The 18,301-nt window shown below is 60.2% G+C and carries 19 protein-coding genes; 14 read left to right on the plus strand and 5 right to left on the minus strand.

Annotation, left to right across the window (positions count from 1 at the left end; genetic code table 11):
- Positions 1 to 21: 21 nt before the first annotated feature.
- From flgA to GHN92_RS20815, 4 genes are all read left to right on the plus strand, one after another.
- Entirely contained in the window at positions 22 to 792 is a 771-nt protein-coding gene (gene flgA, locus GHN92_RS20800) for a flagellar basal body P-ring formation chaperone FlgA (protein ID WP_095001826.1), read from the plus strand.
- A gap of 151 nt (positions 793 to 943) precedes the next feature.
- Positions 944 to 1,270 (plus strand): flagellar biosynthesis anti-sigma factor FlgM, encoded by a 327-nt coding sequence (gene flgM / locus GHN92_RS20805; protein ID WP_095001827.1) that lies wholly within the window; start codon positions 944 to 946, stop codon positions 1,268 to 1,270.
- 49 nt (positions 1,271 to 1,319) lie between these two features.
- A complete protein-coding gene (locus GHN92_RS20810; protein ID WP_095001828.1) occupies positions 1,320 to 1,787 on the plus strand; it encodes a flagella synthesis protein FlgN in 468 nt (155 codons plus the stop codon).
- A gap of 96 nt (positions 1,788 to 1,883) precedes the next feature.
- Entirely contained in the window at positions 1,884 to 2,624 is a 741-nt protein-coding gene (locus GHN92_RS20815; RefSeq protein ID WP_133144233.1) for a flagellar brake protein, read from the plus strand.
- A gap of 100 nt (positions 2,625 to 2,724) precedes the next feature.
- On the opposite strand, the gene GHN92_RS20820 is transcribed toward GHN92_RS20815, so the two are convergent.
- Together GHN92_RS20820 and GHN92_RS20825 are read right to left on the minus strand one after the other, a co-directional pair.
- Positions 2,725 to 4,038, minus strand: a complete 1,314-nt coding sequence (locus GHN92_RS20820) for an MFS transporter (protein WP_095001830.1) — start codon at positions 4,036 to 4,038, stop codon at positions 2,725 to 2,727.
- Positions 4,039 to 4,103: 65 nt separating this feature from the next.
- The gene (locus tag GHN92_RS20825; protein ID WP_165484567.1) at positions 4,104 to 5,345 is read right to left on the minus strand and encodes a glutamine synthetase family protein; all 1,242 of its coding nucleotides are present in this window, start codon (positions 5,343 to 5,345) and stop codon (positions 4,104 to 4,106) included.
- A gap of 305 nt (positions 5,346 to 5,650) precedes the next feature.
- On the opposite strand from GHN92_RS20825, the gene GHN92_RS20830 reads away from it, so the two are divergent.
- Positions 5,651 to 6,949: a histidine-type phosphatase gene (locus tag GHN92_RS20830; protein WP_133144234.1), complete on the plus strand. Its 1,299-nt coding sequence runs from the start codon at positions 5,651 to 5,653 to the stop codon at positions 6,947 to 6,949.
- Here GHN92_RS20830 and GHN92_RS20835 read toward each other — a convergent pair.
- Together GHN92_RS20835 and GHN92_RS20840 are read right to left on the minus strand one after the other, a co-directional pair.
- Positions 6,942 to 8,159, minus strand: a complete 1,218-nt coding sequence (locus GHN92_RS20835) for an EAL domain-containing protein (protein ID WP_153381032.1) — start codon at positions 8,157 to 8,159, stop codon at positions 6,942 to 6,944. The two genes, GHN92_RS20830 and GHN92_RS20835, sit on opposite strands and share 8 nt — an antisense overlap.
- A gap of 120 nt (positions 8,160 to 8,279) precedes the next feature.
- On the minus strand, positions 8,280 to 9,041 hold the full coding sequence (locus tag GHN92_RS20840) for a FadR/GntR family transcriptional regulator (RefSeq protein WP_095001834.1): 762 nt from the start codon (positions 9,039 to 9,041) through the stop codon (positions 8,280 to 8,282).
- A gap of 238 nt (positions 9,042 to 9,279) precedes the next feature.
- On the opposite strand from GHN92_RS20840, the gene GHN92_RS20845 reads away from it, so the two are divergent.
- From GHN92_RS20845 to GHN92_RS20885, 9 genes are all read left to right on the plus strand, one after another.
- Positions 9,280 to 10,020, plus strand: a complete 741-nt coding sequence (locus GHN92_RS20845; protein ID WP_095019233.1) for an SDR family oxidoreductase — start codon at positions 9,280 to 9,282, stop codon at positions 10,018 to 10,020.
- Between the two features lie 153 nt (positions 10,021 to 10,173).
- Positions 10,174 to 11,022 (plus strand): fumarylacetoacetate hydrolase family protein, encoded by an 849-nt coding sequence (locus GHN92_RS20850; protein WP_095019232.1) that lies wholly within the window; start codon positions 10,174 to 10,176, stop codon positions 11,020 to 11,022.
- Positions 11,023 to 11,036: 14 nt separating this feature from the next.
- The gene (locus GHN92_RS20855; RefSeq protein ID WP_095019231.1) at positions 11,037 to 12,314 is read left to right on the plus strand and encodes an L-fuconate dehydratase; all 1,278 of its coding nucleotides are present in this window, start codon (positions 11,037 to 11,039) and stop codon (positions 12,312 to 12,314) included.
- A 24-nt stretch (positions 12,315 to 12,338) separates the two neighbouring features.
- The gene (locus GHN92_RS20860) at positions 12,339 to 13,184 is read left to right on the plus strand and encodes an amidohydrolase (RefSeq protein ID WP_095019230.1); all 846 of its coding nucleotides are present in this window, start codon (positions 12,339 to 12,341) and stop codon (positions 13,182 to 13,184) included.
- A complete protein-coding gene (locus GHN92_RS20865) occupies positions 13,181 to 13,957 on the plus strand; it encodes an SDR family oxidoreductase (RefSeq protein WP_095001839.1) in 777 nt (258 codons plus the stop codon). Before GHN92_RS20860 ends, GHN92_RS20865 begins: the two co-directional genes overlap by 4 nt.
- Positions 13,954 to 14,295: an L-rhamnose mutarotase gene (locus tag GHN92_RS20870; RefSeq protein WP_095021367.1), complete on the plus strand. Its 342-nt coding sequence runs from the start codon at positions 13,954 to 13,956 to the stop codon at positions 14,293 to 14,295. Before GHN92_RS20865 ends, GHN92_RS20870 begins: the two co-directional genes overlap by 4 nt.
- A 148-nt stretch (positions 14,296 to 14,443) precedes the next feature.
- A complete protein-coding gene (gene fucP, locus GHN92_RS20875) occupies positions 14,444 to 15,670 on the plus strand; it encodes an L-fucose:H+ symporter permease (RefSeq protein WP_095001841.1) in 1,227 nt (408 codons plus the stop codon).
- Between the two features lie 36 nt (positions 15,671 to 15,706).
- Positions 15,707 to 17,017: an MFS transporter gene (locus tag GHN92_RS20880; RefSeq protein WP_095001842.1), complete on the plus strand. Its 1,311-nt coding sequence runs from the start codon at positions 15,707 to 15,709 to the stop codon at positions 17,015 to 17,017.
- Positions 17,018 to 17,101: 84 nt separating this feature from the next.
- The gene (locus GHN92_RS20885) at positions 17,102 to 17,353 is read left to right on the plus strand and encodes a hypothetical protein (RefSeq protein ID WP_095001843.1); all 252 of its coding nucleotides are present in this window, start codon (positions 17,102 to 17,104) and stop codon (positions 17,351 to 17,353) included.
- 27 nt (positions 17,354 to 17,380) lie between these two features.
- Here GHN92_RS20885 and GHN92_RS20890 read toward each other — a convergent pair whose 3' ends face one another.
- Positions 17,381 to 17,839: a transposase gene (locus GHN92_RS20890; protein ID WP_133144236.1), complete on the minus strand. Its 459-nt coding sequence runs from the start codon at positions 17,837 to 17,839 to the stop codon at positions 17,381 to 17,383.
- Between the last annotated feature and the right edge of the window lie 462 nt (positions 17,840 to 18,301).

Below are 18,301 nucleotides of genomic sequence, written 5' to 3' on the forward strand. Positions count from 1 at the left end.
GGGGCTTGCTTTTTATCGGTCATGAACGCAAAAACGACAAAATCCTGCCACCGACCTTTCCTGCCGAGTCTGCGCCGCTGTGGTCTGAGCGCGCTGGCGGCGGGCACCTTGCTTGCACTCAGCACTTATAGCAGGGCTGACGCGTTTACATCGCCTGAACAGCTTATCGGCGTGACCCAGGGCTTTCTTGAATTCACGGTTGAAGACTACCTGGCCACCAGCCAGACCGAGGGTCGATATCAGATCCAGGTCAACAATCTTGACCCGCGCCTGCGCCTGGCCCAGTGCGACAAGGATTTGACAGCTTCCCTCGAAAGCCCGGCGCAACCCATGGGCCGGGTAATCGTGCGCGTACGCTGCGAAGGGCTGTCGCCGTGGACCATCTTTGTGCCGGCCCAGGTCAAACTGTTCCGCGACGTAGTCACCGTCAATCACCCGCTCAAGCGCGGCATGGTTATCGACTACCCCGACGTGACCCTGCGCGAGCGCGATGTCAGCCTGATCAGCCAGGGCTACCTGACCGCCACCGAGCTGGCCGTGGGGCAAAAATTGCTCAGGCCCATGGTCACCGACCAGGTGCTGACCCTCACCCACCTGGAGCAGGCCGCAGCCGTGCGCAAGGGCGATCATGTGGTGATCAGCGCGCGCAGCGGCACATTAAGTGTCAAGATGCCCGGCGAAGCCCTGTCAGACGGTGGCCTTAGCGAGCAAATACGGGTAAAAAACCTGAACTCCAAGCGTGTTATCCGCGCCAGGGTGACAGCACCCGGGCAAGTAGAAGTGGCATTATAGGAAAGTTGGCATCAGTCTCGCGACTTTCCTACACTGTCATTTGACGCAGATCAGTACAGCTCTGTGTGAAGCCATGATTAATCGAGCCTAAAGTTTTTCCGGGTATGGCCGAAAACATGGCAAGCGTCCAAATACCCCGAGGTTTAACGTTATGGTCATCGACTTCAGTCGTCTCAACAGCGCCCCGCCCCTGACCGGCAGTACACGCAGTAACGCCAGCCAGGAAACCGGCAGCGCCACGCAAGCGGCCCCGGCAATAAACCCTGAGCAAAACGGCGTCAGCGCCCCAAGCGGGGAATCTGTTCACCTCAGCCAAGAGGCTCAACAGTTGCAGAAGATCAGCGACTCGTTGCGTGACCAACCTGTAGTCGACAAAAATCGGGTGGCAGAGCTTAAACAAGCCATCGCGGACGGCAGCTACAAAGTCGACAGCGACCGGATCGCCAGCAAACTGCTTGACATGGAAGCCCAGCGCTAGGCCAACGGCCAGTGCCGCGCTTTTGGACGCTTAACTCCCAGAGCCCGCCATGCACGACGAAAATTTACTGCAACTGATCAACGATGACCTCGCTCCTGCCGAGCAATTGCTCGGCCTGTTACAGGACGAATCCATCGCCCTCAAAGGCCGCGACATGCAGGTGCTGGAAAACATTCTGGCGCGCAAACAGTCGCTGATCATTTTGCTTGAGCAACATGGCCGCAGACGCAGCGAAATTCTCGCCAGCCTTGGCCTGGCCACCAACCGCAGCGGCCTCGAAAGCCTGGCCAGCCATTCCAGCGTGGGAACACAACTGCTCGCCCAGAGCGATGCACTGAACCAGCTGCTAGCGAAATGCCAGGCCGCCAACCTGCTCAATGGTCAGTCGATCCAGACCCAGCAGGCGATCACCGCCAACCAGTTGCGCATCCTCCATGGCGGCGAAGCCCCGTCTCTGTATGACGCACGCGGCACCACCTCGATGCTCAACAAGCACCGCGCCTACAGCCAGGCTTGAGCCCGCGCAACCACCGCATGTAGCGAGACACACAACATGATGGCAGAATGCCCATCTTTTGCGTGTCGCTGTATTTTGTCTGGAGATTGATCAAACGTGTTCGACGCCCAAGATGCTCCGCAACCGCCAAAGGTGCTCACCACGCCGTTGGAAATTGCCTCCAACTTGCGGATGCTGCAAGAGAGCCATGACCCGCTGATCATTACTTTCCAGGACCGCACCCAGCGCTTCCAGAGCTATGTGGTGGATGTTAATCGCGAGAGCAACACCATGGCCCTGGACGAAATGATCCCCCGTGACGGTGAGCGTTTTCTTGAAGCAGGGGTGCCGTTCAAGGTTGAGGGCTTCCATGATGGCGTGCGTATCGCCTGGGAGTGCACCACGGCGCTGACCATTGATGACCGTCATGAGCACCGCTGTTATCGCGGCGCGATGCCCCACGAAGTGGTGTACCACCAGCGCCGCAATGCATTCCGTGCGGCCCTGCGGCTGGCCAATCTGGTCAATGTGCAAGTGGCGGGTGACAAGCTCAAGGCGCCGATCAAGGGCAAGTTGCTGGACGTTTCGGCAACCGGCTGCAAATTGCGTTTTGAGGGGGATATCAGCCAGGGCATGCAACTGGGCCAGGTGTATGAGCGCTTCAGCGCCGACCTGCCGTTTGGCCTGATGTCGACACAGGTGGAGTTGCGCTACCTGCATTTTGAAGAACGGCTGAATATCACCTTTGCCGGGATGCGCTTTCACAACATCAGCGGCGCAGTGCAGCGCCAGGTCGAGCGGTTTGTCTATCAACTGCAGCGCGAGGCGCGCCAGTTTGATAAAGACGATGATTATTGAAACAGTAGTCGCTGGCTTGCCTGCGATGCACAGGGCGCGGTCTGGCTGACAAACCGCGCTGTAGCCATCGCGAGCAAGCCCGCTCCCACAGGGGTATTGCCTATGTCTTGGACTCTGGTTCCGGTTCTGGCTCCTGCTCCTCCACCACCGGTTCCTGCACCATTTGCTCCTGGACCACCTGCTCATCCACCCGCGGATCAAGCGCAGCCACCAGCGGCGAGCTGGACATGCTGTCGGGCATGGCCACGTGATGCAGCGGCGCATCATCGACCTGGTGCAGGTTGGTCACCGCATTCGGGCGAATCCGCCATACCAGGATCAACCCTGCCACGCTGAAAAACCCATAGAGCATCTGGCTGCCAAACAGTTTCATCAGCACCCCCGCCACCAACGGCCCCACGCTTGCGCCCACGCCATAAGTCACCAGCAGCATGGCCGTCAGCGACACACGACGCTCCGGCTCGATATGGTCGTTGGCAAAGGCCACGGCCAGCGGATAGATGCAAAATTGCAGCAAAGCCGCCAGGCAACCGGCAATAAACAGTACCTGCATGGGCACCGCCGGCAAGATCGCCAATGGCAACGCAGCCACCGCCAGCAAGCCGGCGAAGATACGGATCAGCAACGGCCGGTCATAACGGTCGGACAACCAGCCCAACGGCCACTGCACCAGCAAGCCGGCAAAAATGCAGCTACCCATATACAAGCCAACCAGTTCGGTAGACAGCCCTTGCTGCGATGCGTAGAGCGGTGCCAGACCGTAAAACGAGCCCACCAGCAAACCCGCGCCCATCACCGCAATCAACGACTGCGGCACACGCTTGATAAAAAATTTCGGGTCCATCGGCGCCGGGTGCAAAGGCGCCGGGTGAATACGCCGGGTCATGGCTACAGGCACCAGGCACAAGGCAAAACACAAGGCCACCACCATCAACAACTCGAGACCGAGCTGCGGGTGAACCGCCAGGATCAATTGCCCAAGCACCAGGCCCAAATAGGAGGCGATCATGTAGAGGCTGAACACCACGCCGCGCTGCCTGGCCTCGGCCTGCTCGTTAAGCCAGCTTTCGATGACCATGTACTGGCACATCATGCCCAGACCGACAATCACCCGCAGCAACAGCCAGATCGGCAGCCAGTCCGTCAGCCCGTGGCACAGCACCGCCGCACCGACAATACCGGCGCACGTGGCGTAGGCACGAATATGCCCGACCCTGGCAATCAGCCGGTGGCCGATCTTGCCACCCAGCACCAGGCCAAAATAGTTGGCCGCCATCAGCGCGCCGATCCACAGGCCGTCGACATTGTCCGCTGCCAGGCGCAGCGCCAGATAAGTACTCAACAGGCCGGAACCGATCAACATCATCAGCGAGGCAAAATACAACGCTCTAAAGGACTTCCAGATCTGGTGCATTGGCTTTCCCTACGGCTCCTTGTGTCTGCCACCGGGAACAAGCCCGGCGCCACAGATTTAAACGGTCAAGCCTGAGCCGCAAGAACGCGACGTTCCCAGGGCGTGATTTCGTCATGGAAGCTGGTCAGTTCCAGCGTCTTGGACGCAACGTAACCTTCGATGAACTCAGTGCCGAACAGTTCAATCGCCATTTCACTACGGGCCAGGCGTGCCAGTGCCGCGTGCAAGGTGCAGGGCAATGTCAGCGCCTCGGGCACCTGGAACTCACCCTGGATCGCAGCACTCGGTTCAAGCCCACGCTCGATGCCATATAACCCTGCCGCGAGGCTGGCGGCAATTGCCAGGTACGGGTTGGCGTCCGCCCCCGGCAAACGGTTTTCAACCCGCCGCGCCGCAGGTGAGCTGGCTGGAATGCGTAAACCCGCACTCCGGTTGTCATGGGACCAGCACGCGTTGTTCGGCGACGCATAGGGGTGGAACAAGCGCTGATAGGAATTTACGTTCGGCGCAAACAACGCGGTAAAGTCCGCCATGCCCGCCTGCTGCCCGCCGATAAAATGGCGGAAAGTGGCTGTCGGCTGCCCCGCTTCGTCGCTGAACACGTTTCGCCCGCTGGCCGCCTCGACCACGCTCTGGTGAATATGCATCGAACTGCCGGCCGTGTGCGCCAGCGGCTTGGCCATGCACACCACGTTAAGGCCATGCTTGAGGGCAACTTCCTTGAGCAGGTGCTTGAACAGAAAAGTCTGGTCGGCCAACAGCATCGGATCACCGTGCAGCAGGTTGATCTCGAACTGGCTGACGCCCATCTCGTGCATAAAGGTGTCACGGGGCAAGCCCAGTGCCGCCATGCACAGGTACACCTCATTGAAAAAAGGCCGCAAGCCGTTGTTGGAGCTGATGCTGAACGCCGAAAATCCGTCTTCACGGCGCCCGTCCAGGCCCACGGGCGGGCGGAACGGCTGGGCCGGATCGGGGTTGTGCGCAAACACAAAGAACTCCAGCTCGGTCGCTACCACCGGCGCCAGCCCCCGCGCCGCGTAGCGGGCGATCACCGCCTTCAACTGGCCACGGGTCGACAGCCGCGAGCTTTCACCGCTGAGCTCATCGGCATCGCAAATGGCCAGGGCACGGGATGGCTGGCTCCAGGGCAGGCGATGAAGCTGGGTGAGGTCTGGCACCAAGGCAAGATCACCGTCCTCGCCACCATAAAAGCGCGACTCCGGGTAGCCACCCATGATGCATTGCAACAGCACGCCACGGGCCATCTGCAAGCGCCGCCCTTCTATAAACCCCGCAGCAGTCATCACCTTGCCACGGGGCACGCCATTGAGATCGGGGGTGACGCACTCAATCTCATCAATACCCGCCAATCGCTGTGCGAGCAAACCCTGGCCATCGCTATTCATGCCACTATCCTTGTTGTTAAGCAGGCCGCGCAGGGCAATGGCTACAAAATACGCACTGCCTGTTCGGAATTTCAAGCGAGCACCGCATAAATCTCGCGAAAACAGTGAACCTTCCTTCGGCAACTGCTACGGAGCTCGGCGTTTGTCTTATTTGCCGACTAGACTCTTCGCCCACTGTGTCAGGAAGACCCAAAGGAAGATCGATGAAGACGCTGCCCCCGCTTTATACCGGCCTGTTGCTGGCCAGCCTGCTCAGCCCCGCAGCCTTGGCCCAGATACCCAGCAGCGATGGCTATGTGCTGGATAAAGTCGTGCAGGTCAGCCGCCACGGAGTGCGCCCGCCTACCGAATCCAATGAAAAACTGCTGACCTCGGTCACCCAGCGCAAATGGCCAACCTGGCTGGTGCCCTTCGGTAACCTGACCGGCCACGGCTATACCGGCGCGGTGGAAATGGGCCGCTACCGTGGTGAAGTGCTGCGGGCCGCCGGGCTGATCCCCCGGGGCTGCCCGGATGCCAGCCAGTTGCTGGTACACGCCAGCCCCCTGCAACGCACCAAGGCCACGGCCCAGGCCTTGCTCGATGGCATGTTCCCCGGCTGCGGCCTGCAACCGGGCTATGTCCACGGCAAGCAGGATGCCCTGTTCCAGGCCAATGAAATGCCCTTTGCCGCGCTCGATCCGGCCAAGGCCAAAGCCGAAATCCTCAAGGCTCTGGGCGGCAGCGTCGAAGCCGCACAGGCACGCTACAAACCCTTTGAAGAAAAACTCAGGGAGGTCGTCTGCCTGCCTGCCACCGATTGCCCGTATGGCAAACAGGACTGGACACTGGAACAAAACGCCAAGGGCCGTTTCGCGATCAAGGGCCTGAGCGCAGGTGCCAATATGGGCGAAGTGTTCCGTCTGGAATATAGCCAGGGCCTGCCACTGGACAAGGTCGCCTTCGGCAACGGCCGCACCGCCGCCGAGGTATCCAGCCTGATGGTGCTGACCAAGGCCAAGTACGACTACCTCAACGACATCCCCTATATCGCCAGCCGCGGCGCTTCCGAGCTGATGAACCAGATTGCCCTGGAACTCAAGCAGGGCACCCCGCTGGAGCAGAAAGACGCGCCGGATAGCCCGCCCGATGTACCGCTGATGCTGCTGGTGGCTCACGACACCAATATTTCTTACCTGCGCACCATGCTCGGCTTCGGCTGGAAGCAGGGAGATTACATCGCCAACAACATCCCGCCCGTGGGTACGTTGCAGTTCGAACGTTACAAGGAAGTCAAAACCGGCGAGTACTTTTTGCGCATCGCCTTTGAGGCCCAGTCAATGGATCAGATTCGTAACCTGACCCAACTGTCCGACACGCAAAAACCCCTCAAAAGCGATTTCCAAAGCGCCGGGGACTGCCGCAAAACCAGCGCAGGCCTGCTCTGCCCGCTCAAGGATGCGATGGTCAAAGTCGAGCAGAACATCGACCCCACCGCGCTGACGCCCTACACCTTCAACTAGTGGTGGTTAAGGCAGGGCTTGCTTCACGTTGCTGCAACCAGCGCAGCAAGTCCTGCCCGCTCATGGGCCGCGCAAACCAGTAACCCTGCCCTTCAATACAGCCCATGGCCAGCAAACGCTGGGACTGTGCCTCGGTTTCAATCCCTTCAATAACCACCGACATACCCAAGGCTTTACCCAGGGCCAGGGTGCTGGCGATCACGGCGGCGCAACGCGGTTCATGCTCCAGGTTGCCCACAAATTCACCGTCCAGCTTGATTTCGTTGAATGGCAACTGGCACAGCCGCTGCAATGACGAAAAACCGGCACCAAAATCGTCAATTGATAACCGGCAGCCCATCATGCGCAGGCGCACCAGATTCTCCAGGCTGGCGACCGGAGCTTGCAGCAAACCGGTTTCAGTCAATTCGAAGGTCAACCTGGAGCCCGGCGTGACATGACGGGTCAGAACCCCCTTGAGGGTATAAGTCAGCTGACTGTTAGCCAGTTGCGACGCTTGCAGGTTGAACGCCATGTTCAAGGGATAACCCCGTGTCCGTGCTTGCTCTTGCAGGCTCAACGCCTGATCGAGTTGGGCAAACAGCAACTCGTCCATCAAGCCGCAGCGCTCCAGCACCGGGATAAATACCGCCGGCGGTAGCACGCCCTTATCGGGGTGCAGCCAACGGCAAAGCACTTCGACACCGGTCACATCGCCGGTTTGCAGATTGAACTTGGGTTGATACCAGGCCTGCAATTGCTGCAGGGCCAGAGCCTGACGTACTTCGTCCTCGCAAGCCAGTGACAGCGTGCTGCCCGGTACAGGTTCGAGCGTGCAGATAGTGCTTTGATACTTGAGTAACAGAGGTTGCAGCACAGCGGCATACAACGGTTTGCCGGCATCGCCAAGCAACTCGAGCCCCAACAGGGCAATGAGCTGATGCGCGGCACAACGCAAATCGGCCGACAGCGCACTGCTAACAATAATCGACCGGACTTGCCCCGTCCTGCCCACGCGACGCAAAAACGCCAGGCCGTCCATGCCATCCATCTGCAAATCGCACACGGCGATATCAACCGGCCCCACTTGCTGAAGAACCGTCAACGCCTGGCTGCCGTCACTGGCCTCAAACACGTCATGGCAACCCAGGGAGCGAAACATGCTTACCGCAACGGCACGCTGGAAACTGTCATCTTCCAGGATCAGGACACGCAGGGGATTTCCAGGCATTAAGATGAACCATCGAGAAACGGTGTAGGTTAATTATCTCGAATGCTGAAAGATTTTTACCTAGGAAAAGTCCCAATAAATGTAGGACTAATGCCAACCCTCCCGACTGGCGATTGAATGTCAGCGCGCGCTGCGACTGAATATACGGATCACTTCATCCAGGTGCTCGGCCATTGCCTGCCGTGCGGCGGGCGCATCGTGCTGCTCGAGCGCCAGCAGGATACGGCGGTGCTCATCTTCCGAGCGATGGGTCATATCCTGTGGGGTGTAGTGGTTTTGCAGGCGCTGGAACATGCTGCCGTAACGATGGCCCAATAGATGCTGGATCATCAGGGCATAGGCCGGGTTGTCCGAGGCCTGGGCAATGCGGATATGGAACAGACGATCGCCGGGGTGGGTGTGGGACCCTTCGCGGTTGTCCTGAACGTTGCGTTCAAAAGCTTCGCGGATGCCCGCCAACTCCTCGTCACTGGCATTGATCGCCGCCAGCGCCGCCGCTTCGGGCTCAATCAGGCGACGGGCCTGCAACAGCGCGAACGGTGGAATTTCGGCATTGAAGTCGATTTCAAGGTTCAGCTCGGGGTCCAGTTCTTTCCACTGGTTGCGCGTAGCCTGGGCCATAACCGGTTCATCTGACACCGCCTGCACCGGCGGCTCACAGACCAGTACCCCGTTACCGACGCGTACATCCACCAGCCCTATCACTTCAAGCGCAATCATCGCCTCACGTACCGAGGCACGACTTACACCCAGCAACTTGGCCAGTTCACGCTCGGCTGGCAAACGGCTGCCCGGCGGAAATTCACCGCTGTCGATCAAGGCGCGTAGCTGATCAGCGATTTGCCGATAAAGCCGTTGGTTATCAATAACTTGAAATGGCATCAGGAAATAAGCTCTGGTTTGGACAGCATTCGACAAGCACTTGGAGCTGAAAAAGACGCTTGTTGAAGCTTGAGGTGCATGCTACAAAAGGCCCAATGGCCTGACCATTGGATGGATATCGTAAAGCGATCATAGCAAACCTTATCCTTGTACTTGTGTCGTTTTGCCATTTGCTACGCCCCCAATGGCCTGACCATTGGGCCAACTATAAAAACAATGACATCGTAACGGAGCACCCATGGATCTTTCCGGCAAACGTGTGCTGATCACTGCCGCTGCGCAGGGGATTGGCCAGGCCACCGTCCAGGCATACCTCGCCGCCGGTGCCGAAGTCTTCGCCGCCGATATCAATGCCGGCGCCCTCGACGCCCTTGAGGGCGCGCACAAACATGTTCTGGACGTCACCGATGCTGCTGCCATCGAGCGCCTGGCCAAACAGCTGGGCCCACTGGATGTGCTGTTCAACTGCGCGGGCGTGGTGCACAGCGGCACTATCCTGGAATGCGAAGAGAAGGACTGGAACTTCGCCCTGGACCTCAACGTGACAGCCATGTACCGCATGATCCGCGCTTTTTTGCCGGGCATGCTGGGCAGCGGCGGCGGCTCGATCATCAACATGGCCTCGGTCGCCTCCAGCGTCAAAGGCGTGCCCAACCGTTTTGCCTACTGCGCCAGCAAAGGCGCGGTGATTGGCCTGACCCGTTCTGTAGCGGCTGACTTTGTGAGCCAGAACATCCGCTGCAACGCCATCTGCCCCGGCACCGTCGACTCCCCTTCCCTGCGCCAGCGTATTCGCGAACAGGCCGAGCGCGAAGGCCGCAGCGTGGACGAGGTGTATGCCGCCTTTGCCGCGCGCCAGCCCATGGGCCGCATTGGCACCGCCGAGGAAATCGCCCAGTTGGCGCTGTACCTGGGCTCAAGTGCCAGCGGCTTTACCACCGGCACGGCACAAATCATTGATGGCGGCTGGAGTAACTAGCCGCAAGCTTTTGACCTTGTGGGAGCGGGCTTGCTCGCGATTGGATCGCTGCGCTGTATCAGGCAAATCGCGCTGATGCCATCGCCAGCAAGCCCGCTCCCGCAACAAGCCTGCTCCCACTGGGCCCTGCCCCTCCCCCAAAAAGGATTGTTTATGAAACTGCTGCGTTACGGTGAAAAAGGCCAGGAGCGTCCCGCCCTGCTCGACAACGACGGCCAACTGCGCGATTTGTCGGCAGTGGTCGCGGATATCGCAGGCCAGACCCTGAGCCCCGAAAGCATTGCCCGCCTGCAAGATATCGACCCGTCCACCCTGCCACTGGTTGAGGGCTCCCCCCGTATCGGCGCCTGCGTCGGCCAGGTCGGAAAATTTATCTGCATCGGCCTGAACTACGCCGACCATGCTGCCGAAACCGGTGCCGCAATCCCCGCCGAACCGGTGGTGTTCAGCAAATGGACCAGCGCCATCGTCGGCCCCAACGACAACGTCGAAATCCCGCGCAATTCGCGCAAAACCGACTGGGAAGTCGAGCTGGGTGTGGTGATCGGTAAAGGCGGTCGCTATATCAGCGAAAACCAGGCCATGGAACACGTGGCCGGTTACTGCGTGATCAACGACATCTCCGAGCGCGAGTTCCAGCTGGAGCTGGGCGGTACCTGGGACAAAGGCAAAGGCTGCGACACTTTCGGCCCGCTGGGCCCGTGGCTGGTGACCCGCGACGAAATCGCCGATCCGCACCAGCTCGACCTGTGGCTGGAAGTGGATGGCCACCGCTACCAGAACGGCAACACCCGCACGATGATCTTCCAGATCCCGAAAATCATCAGCTACCTCAGCCAGTTCATGAGCCTGCAACCGGGGGATGTGATTTCCACCGGCACCCCGCCAGGCGTCGGCCTGGGTATCAAACCCGAGCCTGTCTACCTGCGTGCCGGCCAGACCATGCGCCTGGGCATCAGCGGGCTGGGCGAACAACAGCAACGCACCGTGAACGCCGACTGACAGGGAGCCATACCATGACCACAATTACTGCCGTACGGGTTGAAGACATCCGCTTCCCCACCTCGCAATCCCTCGACGGTTCTGACGCGATGAACCCGGACCCTGACTACTCGGCGGCCTATGTCATCCTCGAAACCGACACCCCCGGCCTTGAAGGCCATGGCCTGACCTTCACCATCGGCCGCGGCAACGAAATCTGCTGTGCCTCGATCAAGGCCCTGGCCAGCCTGCTGGTGGGTTTGAAGCTGGAGTGGATCGCCGAAGACATGGGCCGTTTCTGGCACCACGTGACCAGCGACAGCCAGTTGCGCTGGATCGGCCCGGACAAGGGCGCCATCCACCTGGCCACCGGTGCGGTGGTCAACGCCGCCTGGGACCTGTGGGCCAAGGCCGAAGGCAAGCCGGTGTGGCGTCTGGTGGCAGACATGAGCCCCGAAGAACTGGTGCGCTGTATCGACTTTCGTTATATCACCGACTGCATCACCCCGGCAGAAGCTCTGACCCTGCTGCGCGAGCGCGCCAATGGCAAGGCCGAGCGACTGGCCTTGCTCGAGGCTGAGGGCTACCCCTGCTACACCACCTCCGCCGGCTGGCTGGGCTATGCCGACGACAAGCTGCGCAGACTGTGTCAGGAAGCGGTGGATGCGGGCTTCTCTCACGTCAAATTGAAGGTCGGCCACGACCTGCAGGACGATATCCGCCGCGTGCGTATCGCCCGGGAAGTACTGGGCCCGGATCGCAAGCTGATGATCGATGCCAATCAGGTATGGGAAGTGGACGCGGCCATCGATTGGGTGCGCGAACTGTCATTCGCCAACCCGTGGTTTATCGAAGAGCCAACCAGCCCGGACGACGTCGAAGGTCATCGAAAAATCCGCCTGGGTGTCAGCCCGGTCAAGGTAGCGACCGGCGAAATGTGCCAGAACCGTATCGTGTTCAAGCAACTGATCATGCGTGAAGCCATTGACGTGGTGCAGATCGACGCCTGCCGCCTGGGCGGGGTCAATGAAGTGCTGGCCGTGATGCTGATGGCCGCCAAGTACAACCTGCCGGTATGTCCGCACGCAGGCGGCGTTGGTCTGTGCGAGTACGTGCAGCACCTGTCGATGATCGACTACCTGTGCATCGCCGGGACTCACGAAGGCCGGGTGGTGGAATTTGTCGACCATCTGCACGAGCACTTCGAAGACCCCTGCGTGATCCGCAACGCGGCCTATATGCCACCACAGGCTCCGGGCTTCTCGATCCAGATGAAGGCCGCCTCCCGCGAGCAGTACCGCTACCGGGGCTAAGCAAACGGACGGAGTACAACAATAATGTCGTCCCCACACTCACTACGACTGGATGCACACCAGCACTTCTGGCGCTATGACGCCGCGGCCTATCCGTGGATAGGTCGCGACATGAGCGGTTTGCGCCAGGACTTTACCCCCGATGATCTGCGGCCCTTGCTCGATGCTGGCGGATTCGACGGTTGCATCGCCGTGCAGGCCCGCGCCTGTGCCAGTGAAACCGATCAACTGTTGCAACTGGCGCAGCGCTACCCGTGGATTCGCGCCGTGGTGGGCTGGGTCGACCTGTGTGCCCGCGACCTTGAGCAATCGCTTGAACGCTGGGCGCAAGCGCCGGTTTTGCGTGGCTTTCGTCATCAGTTGCAGGACGAACCCTCGCTCGCCCAGTTTATCCAAAATCCGGGGTTCAGCCGTGGCTTGCATACCTTGCAACGCCAGGGACTGGTCTACGAAGTGCTGGTCAAGGCCCGGGATCTGCGCACGGTTACCGAACTGTGCCAGCAGCATGACCAGCACCATCTGGTACTCGACCACCTGGGCAAACCCGATATCCAGGCCGGGGACTTGAAAACCTGGGCCAGCCAACTGGCACCGTTGGCGGCCCTGCCCCACGTCAGCTGCAAGCTGTCAGGGCTGATCACCGAAGCCCATTGGCAGGACTGGTCCAGCGCACAACTGACGCCCTATTTGCACATGGCACTGGAACTGTTTGGCCCCGAGCGCCTGATGTTCGGTTCCGACTGGCCGGTGTGCCTGTTGGCCAGCGACTACGAGGCCACTCACACCCTGGTCGCCAGCGTGTCAGAGCACGCGGCCATCTGGGGTGGTACGGCGTGCCGCGTCTACAACATAGAGGGAGTGACGCAATGAATCTGCATCTGCAAGACAAGGTGTTTATCGTGACCGGCGGCGGCTCGGGGATCGGCGCAGCCATCACCCTGGGGCTGGCTGACGAAGGTGCGATCCCGGTGATTTTCGGCCACAGCCCGCTGTCCGATGAGCTGGCCCGGCAATTGGATCAGCGCGGGGCGCAGAGCCTGTTTGTGCAGGTCGAACTGCGCGACGAAGACGCCTGCCGCGCGGCAGTCGCCAGCGTGCTGCAACGCTTCGGGCGCATTGACGGGCTGGTCAATAACGCCGGGGTCAACGATGGCGTTGGCCTTGAAGCCGGGCGCTCGGCCTTTGTCGAGTCACTGGAAAAAAACCTCATCCATTATTATCTCATGACCCATCTGTGCGTCGATGCGCTCAAGGCCAGCCGCGGTGCCATCGTCAATATCAGCTCCAAGACGGCCCTCACCGGGCAAGGCGGGACCAGCGGCTACACCGCCGCCAAGGGCGCGCAACTGTCGTTGACCCGCGAATGGGCCACTTCATTGCTGGCTGACGGGATCCGGGTCAATGCGGTGATCCCGGCCGAAGTCATGACCCCCTTGTACGAGCGCTGGATCGACACCTTCGCCGACCCGCAAGCCAAGCTGGCGAGCATTGTTGAAAAAATCCCCCTGGGCCGGCGCATGACCACGGCCGCAGAAATCGCCGACAGCGTGCTGTTTTTGCTCTCCCCGCGCGCCTCCCACACCACCGGGCAATGGCTGGTGGTGGACGGTGGCTACACCCACCTGGACCGGGCGCTGACATGAACCGCCAATGCCTGGCGCTGGACCTTAAGGACGACCCGGCGCTGATTGCCGAGTATGAGCGCTTGCACCAGAACATCTGGCCGCAGATCAGCGCCCATTTGCGCGGGCATGGCGTGCTCGACATGCAGATATGGCGCCTGGGCACGCGGCTGTTCATGGTCATGGACACAGCCCCCGAGTTCAGTGCCGAAGCTTTTGCCCTGGCTGGCGCCAGCGACCCCAAGGTGCAGGAATGGGAAGCGCTGATGTGGCGTTTTCAGCAGCCTACACCCTGGACAAAGCCCGGTGAAAAATGGGCGCCAATGGCACAGATTTTCAGCCTGAAAGATTCTCCCTGACCCTGTGGGAGCGAGCCTGCTCGCGATGGCATCACCGCGGTGGTCAGGCAAACCGAGCCGCCTGCATCGCGAGCAGGCTCGCTCCCACAGGGTGTAGATCCACGCAAACCACAACGCCGAACTCACAACAATAAAAAGGAGATGCGTCATGTCACTCAAGCACCCGAACGTCGCAGCGCCGTCCTTTACCCGGGCGGTCACGTCCTATCGCCGGGCACTGATCCTGGTCACCTGCCTGTTCTTTCTCTGGGGCCTGTCCTATGGCTTGCTCGATGTGCTCAACAAGCACTTCCAGGAAACCCTGCACGTCAGCAAGGCGCAGTCGGGCCTGCTGCAAAGCGCCTACTTTGGCGCGTATTTTCTGATCGCCCTGCCCGCCGGTTTGCTGATGGACAGGTACGGCTACAAGGCCGGCATCCTGCTGGGCCTGTGCCTCTACGCCACCGGCGCCCTGCTGTTTATGCCCGCCGCTGCGGCGCAGAGTTTTCAGTTTTTCCTGTTCGCCCTGTTTGTGATTGCCTGCGGCCTGGGCTGCCTGGAAACCGCCGCCAACCCCTACGCCACGGTGCTGGGTGAACCCGCCGGAGCCGAGCGCCGCCTGAACCTGGCGCAGTCGTTCAACGGCCTGGGGCAGTTTTTCGGCCCCTTGATTGGCGGCGCACTGTTCTTCAGCGGTGCCAACAGCACCGACACCACACAATCGCTGCAAATGACCTATCTGGTGATTGCCGCACTGGTGTTGCTGGTGGCCATCCTTATCGCCCGCACTGCGCTGCCCGACCTGCGCGAGCAGGAAGTGCAAGTTGCGCAGCACGACCACAAAGGCCTGTGGCAACACCGCGAATTCGTCACGGGGGTTATCACCCAGTTCTTTTATGTGGGAGCACAAGTTGGCGTGGGGGCGTTTTTTATCAACTACGTCACCGAGCACTGGGCGCAGATGAGCAGCCAGCAAGCCGCGTATCTGCTTTCGGTGGCCATGCTCAGCTTTATGTTCGGACGCTTTTTCAGCACCTGGCTGATGGGCAGGGTCAATGCCCAGCGCCTGCTGCTGATCTATGCGCTGATCAACGTGGCGCTGTGTGCGGTGGTGGTGCTGGGGTTTGAAGGTGTATCGGTGGTCGCGCTGGTGGCGACGTTCTTCTTTATGTCGATCATGTTCCCCACCCTGTTTGCCATGGGCGTGAAAAACCTCGGCCCACATACCAAGCGCGGCAGCTCGTTCATGATCATGGCCATAGTTGGCGGCGCGCTGCTGCCCTATGTGATGGGTCTGGTGGCCGACCACTCCTCCACGGCCGTGGCCTATCTGTTGCCAATGGGCTGTTTTGTAATCGTCGCTGCCTATGCCCGTGCTGCCCTGAAAAAAATCTGATTGCTGTACTCCACAAAAACAATAACGGAGCACCCCATGACCAACCCCGCACTGCAACAGGCGCTGAGCAAGATCCGCTGGCGCATCCTGCCCTTTGTCGCCCTGATGTTCGCCATGGCGATCATCGATCGTTCCAATATCGGCTTTGCCAAACACGCCCTGCAGGCGGACACCGGCCTGAGCAACGCGGCATTTGCCCTGGGTGCGGGGATTTTCTTTATCGGCTATGCCGTGTTCGAAGTACCGAGCAACCTGATGCTGCACAAGATCGGCGCACGCATCTGGCTGAGCCGGATCATGGTGACCTGGGGCCTGGTCTCAGCGGCGATGATGTTTGCCCACGACGAAACCAGCTTCTATATCCTGCGGTTTCTGCTGGGCGTAGCCGAAGCCGGGCTGTCGCCGGGGGTGGTGTTGTACCTGACCTACTGGTTCCCGCAGAACCAGCGTGGCTCGGCCTATGGCATTTACTATTTCGGTGTACCGGTGTCGTTGATGGTGGGCGGCCCGGTATCGGGCTGGTTGCTGGAAAGCGCGCAGTTCGGCCTTACCGGCTGGCAATGGATGTTTGTCACCGAAGGCCTGGCGGCCTCGATCATCGGCGTATTCGCGTTCTTCTACCTGACCGACAAACCCCGGGATGCCAAGTGGCTGAACACCGAAGAAAAGGCCGCGATCGAACACGAGCTGGAAAAAGAGCAACTGCAAAAAGCCAACAAAGGCCCGTCGTCGTGGCGTGCAGCAATGTTCAACCCGGTGGTGCTGTACTTCACCCTGATCTACTTCACCATTCAGGTCAGCGTGTATGGCGTGCTGTTCTACCTGCCAACGCGGATCGCCGAGTTGCTGGGTACCGGCATTGGCCTTAAGGTCGGCGCCCTGACCTCCATTCCGTGGATTGCCACCGTATGCATGCTGTACCTGGTGACACGCCATGCTGACCGCAAGGGCCAACAAACCCGCTATGCCGCATTGATGCTGGCAATGGCCGCAGTGGGCATGATCGGCTCGACCTTGAGTGGCAACCTGGTGCTGGTGATTATGGCGTTCTGCGTGGCTGCCGCCGGTTTTATCACCGTGCAACCGTTGTTCTGGACACTGCCTACCCGCTTTCTGGGTGGTGCAGCGGCGGCCAGCGGGATTGCCGTGATCGGTGCCCTGGGCAACCTGGGCGGTTTTCTTGCACCCACGGTCAAAACCTGGGCCGAGGGCTACTTCAACAACCCGCACGCGGGCATGTACTTTCTGGCCGGCACGGCGCTGCTGGGCGCATTGATGCTGATTCGCTCAGCGAGGGCGAGCGGCAATCCGGGCAAACTCCCGGCCCCGGCAGCCACACCACACTGAGGGGCACTGCGGGTATTAACACGGGTCACATGTGAGCTACATTGGGTAACAAACAACAGCCCGTAAACTCACAAAGGGTGACCCGTGAATACCAATCAAAAACTGCGCACCTTCGACCTGATCCGTGAAGCGGTACTGCCCGAGTACCGCGACCGCGTAAACGAATACCTGAGCCTCTACGAAGAGACGCTGCACAGCGCAAACACTCCGACTGCCGACATCCAGGCCAGTGCCCAACAGCTGCGCGGCTACCTGCGCGGCCTCAACACCACCCGGGTGCTGGGCATGGCTGACTGGGAAGAACTGGACCGGCGCATTACCGAGTCGTGGTTGTAACGGTAAACACCTATCCCCCCTGTGGGATCAAACCCAGATTGCGTCCCACAAGGGGTAGTCCCCCACCCGCTGGACCAGCCCGGCGCGCAGCGGGTTGGCAATCACATAACGGGCCATCTGCTTGATATCTTCATCACGCCGCAAGGCATGGTCGTGGTAGCCCTGCTGCCAACGGCGGCCTGTTTGCCCAGTGGACTGGTTGATTGCGCGGGTGCTCAACGATTTTGTGCGACACATCAACTCATCCAGCGAGCCTTTATCAAGGCTGATCAGCCAATGAAAGTGATCCGGCATCACCACCCATGCCAGCGAAGTGGCCAGCCCCTGCTCTTGTGCCCGCTTGAACTGTTCGACCACCCGTCGGCCTACACGCCAGTTCAGGAAAATCGGTTGGCGTTCAAGCGTATTGGCGGTCAGAAGATAAATGCGATTTTGCTCGCTGTAACGACCACGGCGCAGGCGGTGGGAGGCAGAAAAAGAAGGCATGGCCTGACTCTATGAGTTGATGAATTTCAAAGGCTAGTCAGTAGCGGGCCAGCCACAACGGGCATCGTTTGACGGGATATGTCGTGGGACTTTTTTGTGATCACCGCAAACCTGTGAGAGCTGGATTGCCTGCGATGCACACAACGCGGTCTGGCTGGCGCACCCCGGGGATGCCATCGCGAGCAAGCCCGCTCCCACAGAGGTACGCGGTTGACCCCGGATTTTGTGAGCACCGCAAAACCTGTGGGAGCTGGATTGCCTGCGATGCACACAACGCGGTCTGGCTGGAGCACTCCGGGGATGCCATCGCGAGCAAGCCCGCTCCCACAGAGGTACGCGGCTGACCCCGGATCTTGTGAGCACCGCAAAACCTGTGGAAGCTGGCTTGCCTGCGATGCACACAACGCGGTCTGGCTGGCGCACCCCGGGGATGCCATCGCGAGCAAGCCCGCTCCCACAGAG

Source organism: Pseudomonas sp. FSL R10-2964 (assembly GCF_009600035.1).
Taxonomy (GTDB): Bacteria; Pseudomonadota; Gammaproteobacteria; order Pseudomonadales; family Pseudomonadaceae; genus Aquipseudomonas; species Aquipseudomonas bubulae.